The organism is Leucobacter sp. CX87, assembly GCF_018682295.1.
In the GTDB taxonomy this organism is placed as follows: domain Bacteria; phylum Actinomycetota; class Actinomycetes; order Actinomycetales; family Microbacteriaceae; genus Cx-87.
In genome coordinates this window covers 285918-300153 of the sequence record NZ_JAFIRI010000004.1, presented here as the reverse complement: position 1 = coordinate 300153, position 14236 = coordinate 285918, and the positions used below count along the sequence as shown (strand labels likewise).

Annotated in this window: 15 protein-coding genes; 5 read left to right on the top strand and 10 right to left on the bottom strand. The window is 66.0% G+C overall.

The window, feature by feature from the left end; all coding sequences use genetic code 11:
• Positions 1 to 3: 3 nt before the first annotated feature.
• Genes KOE53_RS06875 through KOE53_RS06860 form a run of 4 tightly spaced genes read left to right on the top strand, consistent with a single transcriptional unit; the run spans position 4 to position 3567 of the window.
• Complete coding sequence (locus KOE53_RS06875; protein WP_188057882.1) at positions 4 to 714, top strand: GntR family transcriptional regulator; 711 nt, start codon at positions 4 to 6, stop codon at positions 712 to 714.
• Positions 711 to 1865, top strand: a complete 1155-nt coding sequence (locus KOE53_RS06870; protein WP_188057881.1) for an NAD(P)/FAD-dependent oxidoreductase — start codon at positions 711 to 713, stop codon at positions 1863 to 1865. Before KOE53_RS06875 ends, KOE53_RS06870 begins: the two co-directional genes overlap by 4 nt.
• Positions 1862 to 2131 carry a (2Fe-2S)-binding protein gene (locus KOE53_RS06865; RefSeq protein ID WP_188057880.1) on the top strand — a complete coding sequence of 90 codons (270 nt, stop codon included), beginning with the start codon at positions 1862 to 1864 and terminating at the stop codon, positions 2129 to 2131. Before KOE53_RS06870 ends, KOE53_RS06865 begins: the two co-directional genes overlap by 4 nt.
• Entirely contained in the window at positions 2128 to 3567 is a 1440-nt protein-coding gene (locus tag KOE53_RS06860; protein WP_215401682.1) for an FAD-dependent oxidoreductase, read from the top strand. Before KOE53_RS06865 ends, KOE53_RS06860 begins: the two co-directional genes overlap by 4 nt.
• 109 nt (positions 3568 to 3676) lie before the next feature.
• Here KOE53_RS06860 and KOE53_RS06855 read toward each other — a convergent pair whose 3' ends face one another.
• The 7 genes from KOE53_RS06855 to KOE53_RS06825 form a co-directional block, all read right to left on the bottom strand.
• Positions 3677 to 4480, bottom strand: a complete 804-nt coding sequence (locus tag KOE53_RS06855; RefSeq protein ID WP_188057879.1) for an endonuclease domain-containing protein — start codon at positions 4478 to 4480, stop codon at positions 3677 to 3679.
• A gap of 446 nt (positions 4481 to 4926) precedes the next feature.
• Positions 4927 to 5634, bottom strand: a complete 708-nt coding sequence (locus tag KOE53_RS06850; RefSeq protein WP_188045213.1) for an ABC transporter ATP-binding protein — start codon at positions 5632 to 5634, stop codon at positions 4927 to 4929.
• Positions 5634 to 6458, bottom strand: a complete 825-nt coding sequence (locus KOE53_RS06845) for an ABC transporter ATP-binding protein (protein ID WP_188045212.1) — start codon at positions 6456 to 6458, stop codon at positions 5634 to 5636. Before KOE53_RS06845 ends, KOE53_RS06850 begins: the two co-directional genes overlap by 1 nt.
• Positions 6455 to 7579, bottom strand: a complete 1125-nt coding sequence (locus KOE53_RS06840; RefSeq protein ID WP_215401681.1) for a branched-chain amino acid ABC transporter permease — start codon at positions 7577 to 7579, stop codon at positions 6455 to 6457. Before KOE53_RS06840 ends, KOE53_RS06845 begins: the two co-directional genes overlap by 4 nt.
• Before the next feature lie 2 nt (positions 7580 to 7581).
• Positions 7582 to 8475, bottom strand: a complete 894-nt coding sequence (locus tag KOE53_RS06835; RefSeq protein ID WP_188045211.1) for a branched-chain amino acid ABC transporter permease — start codon at positions 8473 to 8475, stop codon at positions 7582 to 7584.
• Between the two features lie 86 nt (positions 8476 to 8561).
• Positions 8562 to 9746 carry a branched-chain amino acid ABC transporter substrate-binding protein gene (locus tag KOE53_RS06830; RefSeq protein ID WP_188045210.1) on the bottom strand — a complete coding sequence of 395 codons (1185 nt, stop codon included), beginning with the start codon at positions 9744 to 9746 and terminating at the stop codon, positions 8562 to 8564.
• 293 nt (positions 9747 to 10039) lie between these two features.
• Positions 10040 to 10615, bottom strand: a complete 576-nt coding sequence (locus KOE53_RS06825; protein ID WP_188057878.1) for an HhH-GPD-type base excision DNA repair protein — start codon at positions 10613 to 10615, stop codon at positions 10040 to 10042.
• A gap of 122 nt (positions 10616 to 10737) precedes the next feature.
• Between KOE53_RS06825 and gad the strand changes: the two genes are divergently transcribed.
• Positions 10738 to 12123 carry a glutamate decarboxylase gene (gene gad / locus KOE53_RS06820; RefSeq protein ID WP_188057877.1) on the top strand — a complete coding sequence of 462 codons (1386 nt, stop codon included), beginning with the start codon at positions 10738 to 10740 and terminating at the stop codon, positions 12121 to 12123.
• Positions 12124 to 12242: 119 nt separating this feature from the next.
• On the opposite strand, the gene KOE53_RS06815 is transcribed toward gad, so the two are convergent.
• Genes KOE53_RS06815 through KOE53_RS06805 form a run of 3 tightly spaced genes read right to left on the bottom strand, consistent with a single transcriptional unit; the run spans position 12243 to position 14229 of the window.
• Positions 12243 to 12953, bottom strand: coding sequence for a hypothetical protein (locus KOE53_RS06815; protein WP_188057876.1), 711 nt, complete (start codon positions 12951 to 12953; stop codon positions 12243 to 12245).
• 17 nt (positions 12954 to 12970) lie between these two features.
• Complete coding sequence (locus KOE53_RS06810; protein WP_188057875.1) at positions 12971 to 13873, bottom strand: ATP-binding cassette domain-containing protein; 903 nt, start codon at positions 13871 to 13873, stop codon at positions 12971 to 12973.
• Positions 13870 to 14229: a GntR family transcriptional regulator gene (locus tag KOE53_RS06805; RefSeq protein ID WP_188057874.1), complete on the bottom strand. Its 360-nt coding sequence runs from the start codon at positions 14227 to 14229 to the stop codon at positions 13870 to 13872. The genes KOE53_RS06810 and KOE53_RS06805 overlap by 4 nt, the downstream gene beginning before the upstream one ends.
• Positions 14230 to 14236: the final 7 nt, after the last annotated feature.

The following is a 14236-nucleotide window of genomic DNA, read 5'->3' as shown; positions in this document are numbered from 1 at the left end:
CACATGTCGATCGAGTCTCAGACCTACTCAGCCAGCTTCAACCCGCTGCGTCGCCCGTTGAACCTGCGTGAGTCGGTCCTCGAGCAGCTCCGCACCGCGATTATCACGGGCGGGCTCGCGGAGGGCACCGTGGTGTCTGCACCAACGCTCGGTCAGGCGCTCGGAGTTTCGGCAACCCCCGTGCGGGAGGCGATGATGGACCTCGCCCGCGAGGGTCTCGTCGAAACGATCAAGAACAAGGGCTTCCGGATCACGGCCATGTCCGACAAGGAGCTCGACGACCTCGCGGCGATCCGTCTGCTCATTGAGCCACCATCGATACACGGCGTCGTCGGCAAGATCTCCGCGACCGGGTTCGCCGAGCTGCGCGAGCTCGCCGACCTCTGCCTGGAGGCCGCGATCGCGGAGGACCTCGAGGCGTACCTGCGCCACGACCGCGAACTCCACGCGCGCCTGCTGAGCTACACCGGCAACCCGCAACTCGTCGACCTCGCCACCAAGCTTCGCCTGCGGACCCGCATGTATGGCTTGTCGGCACTCGCCCGTAACAAGAAGCTTGCGGACTCGTCCCGCGAACACCACGAGCTTCTGCGCTTGCTGCAGGATGACGATGGCGCCGGCGCCGAACAGCTCCTGCGCGCGCACATCAGCCACGCCCGCGAGATCTGGGCGACCGGCGGCGACAGCGAACCACCCACGGAGGGCAGCGCGTGACCCAAACCTCTGACGTTGTCATCATCGGCGCTGGCATCATTGGCTGCGCGACCGCGTACTTCGCGGCTCGCGCGGGACTGTCCGTCACGGTGGTCGAACGGGACCTCCCCGCGGGCGGCACCACCTCACGCTGCGAGGGAAACATCCTCGTCTCGGACAAAGAGCTCGGCCCCGAGCTCGAACTCACGCAGTACTCGCTCGGCATCTGGAAAGGCGAGCTCGCCGAGTTCGGCCACCTTTGGGAGTTCGAGGCCAAGGGCGGCATCATCGTGGCGTCCGAGGAGTCGAGCCTGAAGACCCTCGAGCGGTTCTCGTCCGCCCAGCGTGGTTTCGGCATCAACGCCCAGCGCCTCGATAGCGGCGAGCTGCGCGCGCTCGAACCGAACGTCACCGACCGTGCCCTCGGCGCGGCTTTCTACCCCGAGGACAGCCAGGTGCAGCCCATCCTGGCAGCGACCCACCTCCTGCGCCTCGCCCAGCTGGCCGGCGCGACGCTCGTCACCCGCGCGCCCGTCACCGAGCTGCTGCGCGACGGCGATCGGGTCACCGGGGTGCGCACCCCGCGCGGCGACTTTTCCGCCGCCCACGTCGTCAACACGGCAGGCCCCTGGAGCGGCGAGGTTGCGAAGCTCGCCGGAGTCGCGCTGCCGATCCTGCCCCGTCGCGGCTTCGTGCTCGTGACCGAGCCGCTGCCACCCCGGGTATTCCACAAGGTCTATGCCGCCGAGTACGTCGACAACGTCGCCACCGCCGACGAGGGCCTGCAGGCCTCACCCGTGGTGGAGGGCACTCCGGCCGGCAGCATCCTCATCGGATCGAGCCGCGAACGCATCGGCTTTGACGGGACGGTAAGCCCCGAGGCGCTCGCGACCATCGCGCGAAACGCGATCACCCTCTTCCCCTTCCTGGAGCGCACGCGGATCCTGCGCCAGTACCACGGGTTCCGCCCCTACTGCCCCGACCATCTTCCGGTCATCGGGCCCGACCCCCGCACTCCGGGTCTCTGGCACGCCAGCGGGCACGAGGGCGCCGGCATCGGGCTCTCCGTCGGCACCGGAAAGCTGCTCGCGCAGGCGCTCGCCGGCGAGCGCACCGACCTGCCCCTTGCCGCTTTCCGTCCCGAACGATTCGATGAGGAGCGTGCCGCATGAGCGAGACGACCCCCGACCGCGTACAGGCCACCTTCGAGGGCGAGCCCATCGAGGCCGACGCCGGCGCGAGCATCGCGGCGGCCCTGATTGGCTCGGGGCGCCAGGCGTGGCGCACCACTCGCGGCGGCACGCCGCGCGGGCTATTTTGCGGCATCGGCGTCTGCTTCGACTGCCTCGTCGAGGTCGATGGCGAGTCGGGCCAGCGGGCTTGCATGATCCCGCTCGCCCCCGGCATGGACGTGCGCTGCCACGGTGGCGAACAGTGAAGGCTGTAGGCGCGCCCCCGCGGTTTGACGTTGCGATTGTCGGCGCCGGCCCCGCGGGACTCGCGGCGGCAGGATCCGCGGTCGCCGGCGGCGCCCGCGTCGTCGTGATCGACTCCGGAACGCAGCCCGGCGGTCAGTTTTGGCGCCACCGCTCGGAGGCCGCAGGCATCGTCGACGACGGTGCGTTCCACCACGGGTGGGCCGAGTACCGAGAGTTGCGACACGCGTTCGACGCGGGCCTCGCCTCAGGCGCCCTCACCTACCTCCCCGGCACAAGCGTCTGGCTCGCGCGCCAACGCGACAGCGGCGAGTTTCGCCTCGACCTCGCCCCGAGCTTTGGCACCGGATCGGCCGCGACGCCCGCCCTCCGCGCCGACCGTCTGGTGCTCGCCACCGGCGGCTACGACCGCCAGCTGCCCGTGCCCGGCTGGGACCTCCCCGGCGTCATGGCGGCCGGTGGTATCCAGGCGCACGTAAAGCAGAATGGCGCGCTGCCAGGCTCGCGCTTCGTCGTCGCCGGCACCGGCCCGTTTCTGCTGCCCGTCGCGGCGAACATCACCCAGGCAGGCGGCAGCGTCGCGGCCGTGCTCGAGTCATCGAATCTCGCCGGCTGGCTCCCGCGCGCGCACCGCGCCGCGGTCGTCCCCGCGAAGGCCATCGAGGGCGCCGGCTACATCTGGACCTTCCTGCGCCACCGCATCCCGTACCGCACCCGCACCGTGCTCACCGAGATCCTGGGCGACGACCACGTGACCGGGGTGCGCACCGCACGCGTGCGCGCCGACGGGCAGCTCGTCCCCGGCAGCTCGCGCGAGCTCACCGGTATCGACGGGGTCGGCCTCGGCTGGGGCTTCACCCCGCAGCTCGAGCTTCCCGTGCAGCTCGGCGTGCGCACCGCTGTCGACGCCGACGGCTCGCTCATCGCTCCCGTCGACAGCGAGCAGCGCAGCAGCGTGCCCGGGCTCTTGCTCTCGGGTGAGCTCACCGGCGTGGGCGGCGCCACCCTCGCGGTGCTCGAGGGCCGAGTCGCCGGCCGCGTCGCCGCGGCCGAGGCCCTCGGCGGGACGGCCGAGGCCAGCGCCTCGGAGCTGCGCTCGATGCGTCGCCAGCGGGGGTTCGCCGAGGCGATGCACCTCGCGCACCCCGTCCCCGCCGGCTGGCAGGAGCGGGTCACCGACGACTGCCTCGTCTGCCGGTGCGAGGAGGTCGACGCGGGTACCATTCGCGCCGCGCGCACCGAGCTCTCGGGCGACGATCACCGCTCTCAGAAGGGCGTCACCCGGGCCGGAATGGGTTGGTGCCAGGGCCGCGTCTGCGGGTTCTCCGCCGCCGCCATCGCCGGCGCGGGTGCCCCCTCCAGCGCCTCGCTCGCGAGCGCCGCGAAACGCCCGATCGCGCAGCCGGTGCCGCTCTCGGCGCTCACTGAGCTCGACTAGCAAGGTCTCTCTCGCCACCTGAGCCCGCTCGGCCCCCGAGCCCGCTCCGCCCCCGTCTTATGAACGCAATATGCTCGTTCGCCGGCCTCGAAGCAACACATTGCGTTCACTAGACGAAGGGTGAGCCTCCGTGGGCGAGTAAGGCATTCTTGAGTACGTGCGGACGAAGGTCGACGCCCAAGGCGGAGGCGACTCGCGTCGCCGTTTCAAGTGGTCGGTCGAGGACGTCACCGCTACGAAGGCGAATGACGGTATAGCCCGCAGCGCGAGCGCGATCAAGTCGCAGCAGGTCCTTCTCGTACTGCGTCTTATCGGTGCGGTGCTGGTCTCCATCAAACTCAACGATGACGCTGCGCTGATGATCGACAAGATCGAATCTGCCAAACCACCCATCGGCGTCTTCGAGATCAACCTGCAGTTCAAAGTATCCCTCGAGCCCAAACGCATGCAGGACAAGCCGAGTTAGCGACTCCATCCGCGACTCGGCACCAAGCCTCGCAAGTCCCAGCGCGAGCCGGAACGTCTTGCTGCCATGTCCGTGATATTTCTCGGCGGAGTGGAGAAGGTCTTCAATCGTCACCGGCGCTGGCTGGCTTCTTGCGTACCCCGGTGGCCGCACCAAATGGTCAATTGCCACCACCAACTCCCGCAGCGAGAGCATCCGTGCACTGTGTGTCAGCGCAGTCTTCGCGAACACCACAGGAATACCCTGCAATTGCGTGACCGACGTCTGTGTCAGGTGCCGGTGTCCACGGACGCCACGTGAGCGGTTCTGGCCCTGATGCGGTTGTGCAGTGACGTGCAACTCAGACCCGACCCGAATTGGGCAGCCGTACATCAGGAGAGCTGAGGTGTGGCTGACCGCCTCGCCCTCCCGAATACGGGGAGCGAAGAGCCTCGCGGCATTCATCATTTGCTCTTGCAAATTGGCGTTCGCGGCGAGCTCTGCGGAGTCAGTTCGTACTCCATGGTGCGGCTTGGTCAGCGACGGACGGCGAAGGGAACCTCGGCTGGCCCCGGAATCCAAAGCCTCTCGAACGCTATACGGGCGGGGAAATGGCGGCATCGGACGCCTCGGAGCAGGCATACCCCGATTCTCGCTGCCGGTTTCCCGTTATGGGGGCCCGGCAGGGATCTTGTGGACAAGTCGCCCAACTCGCCTCTGTGAACGAGGGATGGATGATCTCGCAGGAACGCCTCACTTGTTCATCTCCTGAGCACAATATGCTCGTTCGCAGGCCGGGAAACGACACTTTGCGTTCACCAGATACGGGGGTGTGGGTGCACGCAGGCAGACAGACGCACGCACGCACAGGGCGGGGGCGCGATCATCGCACCCCCGCCCTCGCCATGCGTCGTCTACGAGCCGAGATACGCCTCGATAACGCGCGGATCCTGCGCCAATTCCGCAGCCGGACCCTGCATCGTGACGCGACCCGACTCGAGCACGTACGCCCGGTCGGCGATCTGCAGCGCCGCACGGGCGTTCTGCTCGACGAGGAGGATGGTGGTCCCCTCGGCGTTGATCATCTTGATGATCTCCATCACCTGCTTCACGATCAGCGGCGCAAGCCCCATTGAGGGCTCGTCCAGCAGCAGCAGCTTCGGGCCACCCACGAGGGCGCGGCCCAGCGCCAGCATCTGCTGTTCGCCGCCCGAGAGCGTGCCGCCCTGCTGATTGCGCCGCTCCGCAAGACGAGGCATCAGCTCGTACGCGTGATCGGCGCGGTCGGCGACCAGCTTCTGGTCCTTGACCAGGTAGCCGCCGAGCAGCAGGTTCTCATGCACTGACATCGTCGAGAAGACGCGACGACCCTCGGGAATGTGCAGGAGGCCAGCCCCCACGAGATCCCACGGCTGCTGCTTGGTGAGATCGCGATCTCCCCAGGTCACCGTGCCGCTCTTCGCCCGCACGAGCGCCGAGATCATCGACAGCGTCGACGTCTTGCCCGCGCCGTTGTTGCCGAGCAGCGAGACGATCTCGCCCTCGTTAACTTCAAGGGAGAGGTCCCGCAGCGCGTGCACTCGGTTGTAGTAGAGCTCGACATTTTCAAGGGTGAGTTTCATCAGTCTTCCTCCCCCAGGTACGCCGCGATGACGACCGGATCGTTCTTGATCTGTTCGGGCGTCCCATCGGCGATCTCTTTGCCGTAGTTGAGTACAACGATGCGCTCGGAGATCTGCATCACGAGGCCCATATCGTGCTCGATCAGCACGATACTCACGCCCAGGTCGCGAATCTTCCGGATCAGGTCGATCAGCTCGGCCTTCTCGTTGTGGTTGAGGCCGGCGCCCGGCTCGTCCAGCAGCAACAGCCGCGGCTGCGTCGCCAGGGCGCGCGCAATCTCGACTCGGCGCTGCTCGCCGTAGGGCAACTGCGTGACGAGCAGCTCGTCGTCGGCACGGAAGCCGACGAAGTCGAGCCAACCCTGCGCGTCGCGCGTGCACTGCTCTTCGCTGCGCCGGTAGCGCGGGCTCTGCAGCATGGCGTCGAAGATGTTCTGGCCGAGGGTGGCGTGCATCCCCGTCTTCACGTTCTCGAGCACCGACATGTCTGAGAAGAGGCGCACGTTCTGGAACGTGCGCGCCATCCCCTTTTTCGTGATGTACGACGGCTTCTTGCGCGTCATCGGCTCACCGTCGAACGTCACCGATCCTGAATTAGGCCGGTAGAACCCCGAGATGCAGTTGAACGCCGAGGTCTTACCGGCGCCGTTCGGGCCGATCACCGAGACGATCTCACCCTCGCGCACCGAGAACGACAGCCCGTCGACGGCCTTGATGCCTCCGAAGGCCACCGCGAGGTCAGAAACCTGCAGGAGCACCTTCTTCTCGCCCCCGGCAGAAGCCTGCGACTCGGCTGCGGGCGTGTGCAGCGTTGACTCACTCATTTCTTGTCCTCCGCTTCGCTCGGAAGCTCACCGATCACGGTCACCGTCGAAGTTTCGGGGGGCGGTGGAATCTCACGTTTTTTGAGGAACGGCAGGATCGCGTTCGCCGGCCAAATGCCCTTCGGGCGGAAGATCATGACCACCACGAGCAGCACGCCGAACATCAAGAAGCGCCACTCAGAGAACTCACGCAAGAACTCGGGGGCGAGCGACACGAAGAGTGCACCGATGATGACCCCGGGCACTGATCCCATCCCGCCCAGCACGACGGCCATCAGCACGAGCGCCGAGTACAAGAACTCGAAACTGTTTGGCGATATCGCGCTTAAGTGGGCCGCCATCAGCGTGCCCGCGAAACCACCCCAGACGGCACCGATGATGTACGCCATGAGCTTCGTGGCGTAGCCGTTGATGCCCATCGCCTCGCTGACGTCCTCGTCGTCACGCACGGACTTCCAGGCGCGTCCCATCTTGCCGCGGCCCAGGCGGGCGACGGCGACCACGGCGATACCAATGCCGATGAAGAGCACGAAGTAGTAGAACAGGACCTTCGAGTTGAACTGCACCCCGAACAGGTTCAGCCCGTCCGAGAACGACCAACCGAAGAACGACATCGTGGGAATGCCGTGGATGCCCGAGGGGCCGCCGGTGACTTTGAGGTTGTTCGCGGTGATGCGAATGATCTCACCGAAGCCGAGCGTCACGATAGCGAGGTAGTCGGAGCGCAACCGCAGGGTCGGGCCACCGATCACCACACCGGCGATGACACAGGCGAGCACGACAAACGGGATGGTCTCGATCATCGAGAGCCCGAACTGAGTGGTGAGGATGCCGCTGGTGTAGGCGCCCACCGCCATGAAGGCGATGTAGCCGAGGTCGAGCAGGCCGGCATAACCGACCACTACGTTGAGCCCCATCGCGAGCACGATGTAGATGAACGCCGAGGTCAGGATCGAGATTAGGTAGGGCGCCGCCGAAACGAACGGCAGCACCGCAGCGCCGACGAACAGCACCGCCGCAACGATCTTCATGAAGGTCGCGGGGGCGAGGGCGCCCTTGGGCTGCGGGGGCCGCGTGATAAACGGCATCGGGGCGGGCAGGCGGTTCAGTGCTTTTGCCATGACTAGACCCTCTCTACTACGCGCTCGCCCAGCAGGCCGGTCGGCTTGAAGATGAGCAACAGGATCAAGAACCCGAAGGCGAAGACGTCGCGCCACTCACCGCCGAAGAAGTTCGTGCCGAACGACTCAAGGAGGCCGAGCACCAGCCCGCCCAGCATGGCGCCATAGAGGTTGCCAATGCCACCGATCACGGCGGCGGTGAATGCCTTCAACCCGATCACGAACCCCATCAAGAAGTCGATCGAGCCATAGTATGCGGCAGCCATCACACCGGCCGCGCCGGCGAGGGCGGAGCCGATGAAGAAGGTGCGAGAGATGACCTTGTTGACGTTCACGCCCATCAAGAGCGCCGCCTTTTGATCGAGCGCGATGGCGCGCATGGCGCGACCCTCACGGGTGTGCATGATGTAGCGCTGCAAGAAGAACATGAGGAGCGCTGCGACCACCATGAGGACGATCTGCGCAACGGTGATGCGGGCCCCGAGAATGTCGATCGGGTTGCCCGAGAGCCGAACCGGGAAGACCTTGGGGTTCGGGCCGAAGATCTGGCGCACCGCGTACTCGAGCGTGAACGAGACGCCCACAGCCGTGATCAGCACGGCGAGTCTGGGGCTCTTGCGCAGTGGCCGGTAGGCGATGCGCTCAATGACCACGCCGATGCCACCGGTGAGCAGCATCGTGATAAGCAGGACGAGCAGCAGCACCGGGATCGAGACGACGCCCAGCAGGCCCGTGAGGCCGCCGACGATGATGAACGACAGGAAGGCGCCCACCATGTACAGGTCGCCGTGGGCGAAGTTGAGCAGCTTGATGATGCCGTAGACCATGCTGTAGCCGAGAGCGACTAGAGCGTAAAACGAGCCGACGAACAGGCCGTTCCAAATAAGTTGAAGCATGAATTACCTCTCGCTTGAGGCTGACCACCGACACAATTCGGGGTGGGAGCGCGCACGCTGCCACCCCGAACTGCTGTCAGATGTGGTTAGCCCTGCAGGTCGTCGTGGAGAACGAACGTGCCCTCAGGTCCGACCTTGACGATGACGAAGCCACCGCCCGAGAGCGTGCCGTCCTCGGTGAACTTCAGCGGACCGGAGAAGAGCTCGAGGCCGTCGATCGCCTGGATGGCGTCCTTGACCTTCGTGCCGTCGGTCGAGCCGGCGTCCATCATGCCCTGTGCCACGACGCGCACGGCGTCGTAGGCCTGCATCGAGTAGGGGCCCGGGGCGTCGCCGCCGGAGACCTTCTCGTAGTCGGCGATCCAGGTGCCCGCGTTCTCAAGCATGTCGGGGGTCTTGGTGAAGGTACCGAATACGTTCTCGGTGAACTCCGTGCCCGCGATCTCCGAGAACTGAGCATCGACCGTGCCGTCGCCGACGAGGATCGGGCCGGTGTAGCCGGCCTCGCGCAGCTGGCGCGTCAGCAGGCCGCCGGCCTGGTAGTAGCCGGTCCAGACGACGAAGTCGGGGTTCGTGTCGGTCACAGCCTTGACGTTGGCCGAGAAGTCCTTGTCGTCGGGGTTGACGGCGCCGTCCAGCACGACCTCGGGCGAACCCGCGGCCTCGGCGTCGGCGATGAAGGTCGTCGCGAGGTCCTTCGAGTAATCAGTCTGGTCGTTGAGGACGGCAACCTTCGTCGCGCCTTCCTGCGTCGCAAACTGCAGCCCCGACGCCGCCTGCTGTGCGCCGGTGCCGTTAATCATGAAGGCACCCTGGCCGACGAGCGCGTTCGAGTTCGCTGCCGGAATGACCATGGGGATGTTCGCCTCGGCGAAGATGGGCAGCGTCGGGAGCGTTGCGCCCGAGCAGTAGCCACCGACCGAGCCGAGCACGCCGGCGGTCACGAGCTTTTGCGCCGCAGCGACGGAGGCCGTCGCGTCACAGGCATCGTCCTCAACAACGAGTTCGAGGTCGCGGCCGTCAATCCCGCCGTCAGCATTGATCTCATCGATCGCCAGCTGAGCGCCGTTCTTCATGTAGTCACCGAAAGCGGCTTCCGAGCCCGAGAACGGGGCCAGCATGCCGAGCTTGATGGGGCCTTCACCGCTGTCGCCGCCGGCATCGCCCGAGGCGAGTCCGCCCGAGCAGCCCGAGAGCACGAGTGCGGCACTGGCCGCGAGGGCGGTGAGGGCAATTGCGCCCTTGAACCGCGAGTTGGACTTCGAGAACATTCAGTTTTCCTTCCGTTGAAACGCCTTTGATTCTTCGGACCTGCGAGATGTGGTGCCCCCGTGACACACAACCATGGGTGCTCGGAATCTCTGGGCTCAACCTACACGAACCACTAACAGTGCAATGGTACAGATTGAACCACTCGGCGTGTCATTCGGGCATACGCTGAGGAAAACCCGGACAAAAATGCCGAAATTCCGGGAGAAAAGCGAATTCGCGTGCTGCGGTAACTATCCGGTATCAATCGCGCATCTGCCTCGAGAGACGAGGTTGTGTGCGCCGAATCCGGCGCCTACTGGCTCGCTTTCTTCGCCGCGGCCTTTGCGGCGCGCTTATGCTCCCGCACCATGAGGAGGGACTCCGGGGACACAATGTCGGCGACGCTTCGAAACGATCCTGCCTCGCCGTAGGCGCCCGCGGCCTCCCGCCAGCCAGCCCCCTCGAATCCGCACTGCTTGCCGAGCAGCGCAAGAAAAATCTTGGCCTTCTGCTCGCCAAACCCCGGAAGCGCCTGCAGCCGCTTGAGCACGGTCGGGCCGTCGGGGTTGCCGTCCGTCCAGAGCGCGCTCGCGTCACCCCGCCATTCGTCGACGAGTACCCGACAGAGCAATTGCACCCGGGCCGCCATCGAACCGGGGAAGCGATGCACGGCCGGGGTCTGCTTGAACACCTCAATGAGACGTTCCGGATCTGCTGCAGCGATGGACGCTGCATCAAATGCCCCAAGGCGCTGCTGAATCTTGAGCGGGCCGGAAAACGCAAGCTCCATCGCGACCTGCTGATCGAGCAGCATCCCGACCAAGAGCGCCAGGGGATCGTTCGTGAGCAGCTCGTCGGCGGCGACGTCGTCAGTGAGGTGGATTGCCATGCGGCCAGTCTCCCACCAGCGGGTGCCGCGCGGAAGCAACAGAGACGACCTCCCGATGTTCAACAGAACTGGTTAGGGTGTGGGAAACGCGCCCAGCGTGGGGCGCCCGAGCAGGGGGCGAAATGACGAACCGAGATCAGCTCACGATCAACCCATTGCACCACCGGGCAGGATCCGGCCAGGCAGAGCCCGTGCGAGTCGAGAAGCACCGGCTCGCCGATACCGGCATGGACCCGAAGACCGCCGCCCACCTCGTGCGCGACGAGACGATGCTCGACGGGAACGCGCGCCTGAACCTCGCGACCTTCGTGACGACCTATATGGACGACGAGGCGGACGAGCTGTACCGCTCTGCCTACGACAAGAACATGATCGACAAGGACGAGTACCCGCAGACGGCGGCGATCGAGCAATACTGCCAGCGGATCCTCGCGGACCTCTGGCACGCGCCGGACCCCGCCAAGGCCCCCGCGACCTCGACGATCGGCTCAAGTGAGGCCTGCATGCTCGCCGGCCTCGCGCTCAAGCGGCGCTGGCAGCACGCGCGCGAGGCCGCCGGCCTCGACACCGCTCGTCCGAACCTCGTGATGTCGAGCGCCGTGCAGGTGTGCTGGGAGAAGTTCTGCAACTACTTCGAGGTTGAGCCTCGCTTCGTCCCCGTCAGCGCGGATCATCCGGCGCTCGATGGCTCACAGCTGGACGCGTACGTCGACGAGCATACGATCGGCGTCGTCGCGATCTTGGGCGTCACCTATACGGGAGCCTATGAGCCGGTAGCCGAGATCCAGGCGGCGCTCGACGAGATCGAGAGGCAACGCGGGCTCGACATTCAGATCCACGTCGACGGGGCCTCGGGCGGAATGGTTGCGCCATTCCTGCAGCCCGAGCTGCTCTGGGACTTCACCCTGGCGCGCGTCGCCTCGATCAACACCTCGGGGCACAAGTACGGCCTCGTCTATCCCGGCCTGGGCTGGGTGGTGTGGCGAGACGAGGCCGCCCTGCCCGAATCGATGGTGTTCCGCGTCAGCTACCTCGGCGGGGATATGCCGACACTGGCATTGAACTTCTCGCGCCCGGGCGCGCAAGTGCTGCTGCAGTTCTATCTCTTCCTCAGGCTCGGCCGCGACGGCTACACCGAGGTGCAGGGCGAGTCGCAGCGCGTGGCAATGCACTTATCGAGCGGCATCGGCGCGATGGACGCGTTCGAGCTCGTCAGCGACGGCTCGACCATCCCGGTCTTTGCGTGGCGGCTCACCCCCGGGCACACCGAGAATTGGACGCTCGACGACCTGTCCGATCGGCTGCGCATGCGCGGCTGGCTTGTGCCGGCATACCCGATGCCCGAGGACCTCCAGGAGATCACCGTGCAGCGCATTGTGGTGCGCAACGGCCTGACGCTCGACCTCGCGAGCTCGCTGCTCGACGTGATCCGGCAGGAGGTCGCTTACCTCGACGCGCTTGAGTCTCCGCTGCCCCGCCCGACGGTGTCGCGGGGGTTCGCGCACTAGGGAGCCGGGCCGGATCCTGCCGCTTCCCCGCCGGGTCCTTTTCCGACGCAGGGGTGGGGACGGCGAAAGCACATCGGGCCCCGGGGACTCTTCCCCGGGGCCCGCTGTGCTTTCCAGAGCTACCGAACCGCCGTGCGCCGCATGCAGAGCCAGGTGGCTCCGATCGCAAGCAGCGACATCACTGCGGCGGTGCCGGCCACCATGGCTCCCGTGACCGTCGGAAGGAAGGTGGGAAGCGACGGAGCGGTGATGAGCAGCACGATCGCGAGGAGTAGGCCGAGCCCGATACCCAGAAAGACCGGGCCACGAGCGCCGAAGCGCACCCAGATGGCCCCGAAGAGCCCGCCCACGCTCAGCGAGGTGAAAGTGCCGAGGAACGCGGTCACCGCGAGCTGCAGGAAGTTGCCCGAGCCCAGGCCAAACGAGTCGAGCATGTAGATATTCGCAAACCAGTGTCCCGTGGCCAGCTCGATCGCGAGCAAGATGACCATAATGATGGCGATGTACGCGGCGAGTATGAGGTTGGCGACCGCGGTCCCCGCGACGTAAGCGCGTCGGGTGCTGCCCAGTGCCAGCGCGTAGGGGAAGGTCGTGGCGACTGCCTGCACCCCGAGGTAGACGAGGAAGCCCGGAAGCGACCAGACCGCCCCACCGTTCGACCGGGCGCCCTCCTCGAAGTTGGGATTGCTCGGGTCGAACCCGACGCGCTGCAGCGTGAGGCTGATAATCGCCGAGACGACCAGCACCAGCAAGAGGATGAACAGCGGCACCAGGAAGGAGACCTCGGGCTTGTTCAGGTGAAGTCGGACGACATTCTTGACGTGACGCATGATGAATTCCTTCCGGGCTAGCGAGCGGTCGGGGCTGATGAAGGGGTGTCGGATCCGTCGAATCCGTAGGCGGCGACGAGCTCTTGCAACGTCACCCGGCCGATTTCAAGGCCGAGCGCCGATGCGGCGGCGCGATCCTGCGGGGAAATCGTGCCCTCAATGACGGCCGAGCCGAGCCCACCGACGACGTGCCGCGTCAGCACCGTGCGGCCCCCGCTGTAGTCCTGCACCGCCGACGACAGCCCCGAGACGCGATACGAGGCGCCGCGAAGGTCCTCGACCTCGGCGTCATGGAGCACGCGGCCCTGGTCGAGGATGATGACTCGCTCAAGCAGCTGGTCCATCTCGTCGATGAGGTGGGTCGAGAGCACGATCGTGCGGGGGTGCGCGAGATAGTCTCGCATCAGCACGTCGTAGAAATGGCCGCGCGCGGTGGCGTCGAGCCCGAGGTAGGGCTCGTCAAAGAAGGTGATCGGGGCGCGCGAGGCGAGCCCGACCACGATGCCGACGGCCGAGAACTGACCGCGCGAGAGCTTCTTCACCTGCTGCTTCCTCGGAATCCGAAACAACTGGACAAGCTCGTCGGAGAGCGCCTGGTCCCACCCTGGAAAGAATGCCTTGGCCGCGCGCAGCACGTGCTTCAACGAATAGTCGTCAGGGTAGCGCTGGTTGTCGCGGATGAAGCACATGTTTTCGAGCACGTGCGCGTTCTCGAACGGGTGCTCGCCCTCGACGAACACCTCGCCGGAGGAGGCTCGATCCTGCGCGGTTACGAGCGACATGAAGGTGGTCTTGCCCGCTCCATTGCGGCCGAGCAGACCCGTAATGGCGCCTCGCTTGATCTGGACGGAGACGTTGTCGAGGGCGCGCACCTCGCCGTGCGTGCGGGTGAGCCCGCGGGTTTCAATTGCGTAAGTCATCGCTTCGCTTCCTGTTCAATCAGTGAAATTGTCTGGGGGAGACTCAGCCCGAGTGCCTCGGACTCAGCCAGGAGTGGCCGCACGAAGCCGGTCAAGAAACCGGACTCGCGCTCAGCGGCGATCTTGCTCTTCGCGCCTTCCGCGACGAACATGCCGATGCCGCGCTTCTTGAAGAGGATCTGTTGATCAACGAGCAGGTTGACGCCCTTCCCGGCCGTCGCCGGGTTGATGCGGTAGAAAGCCGCGAACTCGTTCGTGGAGGGAACCTGCGCGCCCTCCGCGTACGTACCCTGCAGGATGTCGTCCGCGATGCGTTCGGCCAGCTGCAGGAAGATGGGCTTCGTATCATCGAACACTCGGCAC

Coding starts and splice junctions, on each gene's coding strand:
- KOE53_RS06875 (WP_188057882.1), top strand. CDS start 4: ATGTCGATCGAGTCTCAGACCTACTCAGCCAGCTTCAACCCGCTGCGT.
- KOE53_RS06865 (WP_188057880.1), top strand. CDS start 1,862: ATGAGCGAGACGACCCCCGACCGCGTACAGGCCACCTTCGAGGGCGAG.
- KOE53_RS06855 (WP_188057879.1), bottom strand. CDS start 4,480: ATGATGAATGCCGCGAGGCTCTTCGCTCCCCGTATTCGGGAGGGCGAG.
- KOE53_RS06850 (WP_188045213.1), bottom strand. CDS start 5,634: ATGAAACTCACCCTTGAAAATGTCGAGCTCTACTACAACCGAGTGCAC.
- KOE53_RS06845 (WP_188045212.1), bottom strand. CDS start 6,458: ATGAGTGAGTCAACGCTGCACACGCCCGCAGCCGAGTCGCAGGCTTCT.
- KOE53_RS06840 (WP_215401681.1), bottom strand. CDS start 7,579: ATGGCAAAAGCACTGAACCGCCTGCCCGCCCCGATGCCGTTTATCACG.
- KOE53_RS06835 (WP_188045211.1), bottom strand. CDS start 8,475: ATGCTTCAACTTATTTGGAACGGCCTGTTCGTCGGCTCGTTTTACGCT.
- KOE53_RS06830 (WP_188045210.1), bottom strand. CDS start 9,746: ATGTTCTCGAAGTCCAACTCGCGGTTCAAGGGCGCAATTGCCCTCACC.
- KOE53_RS06825 (WP_188057878.1), bottom strand. CDS start 10,615: ATGGCAATCCACCTCACTGACGACGTCGCCGCCGACGAGCTGCTCACG.
- gad (WP_188057877.1), top strand. CDS start 10,738: ATGACGAACCGAGATCAGCTCACGATCAACCCATTGCACCACCGGGCA.
- KOE53_RS06815 (WP_188057876.1), bottom strand. CDS start 12,953: ATGCGTCACGTCAAGAATGTCGTCCGACTTCACCTGAACAAGCCCGAG.
- KOE53_RS06810 (WP_188057875.1), bottom strand. CDS start 13,873: ATGACTTACGCAATTGAAACCCGCGGGCTCACCCGCACGCACGGCGAG.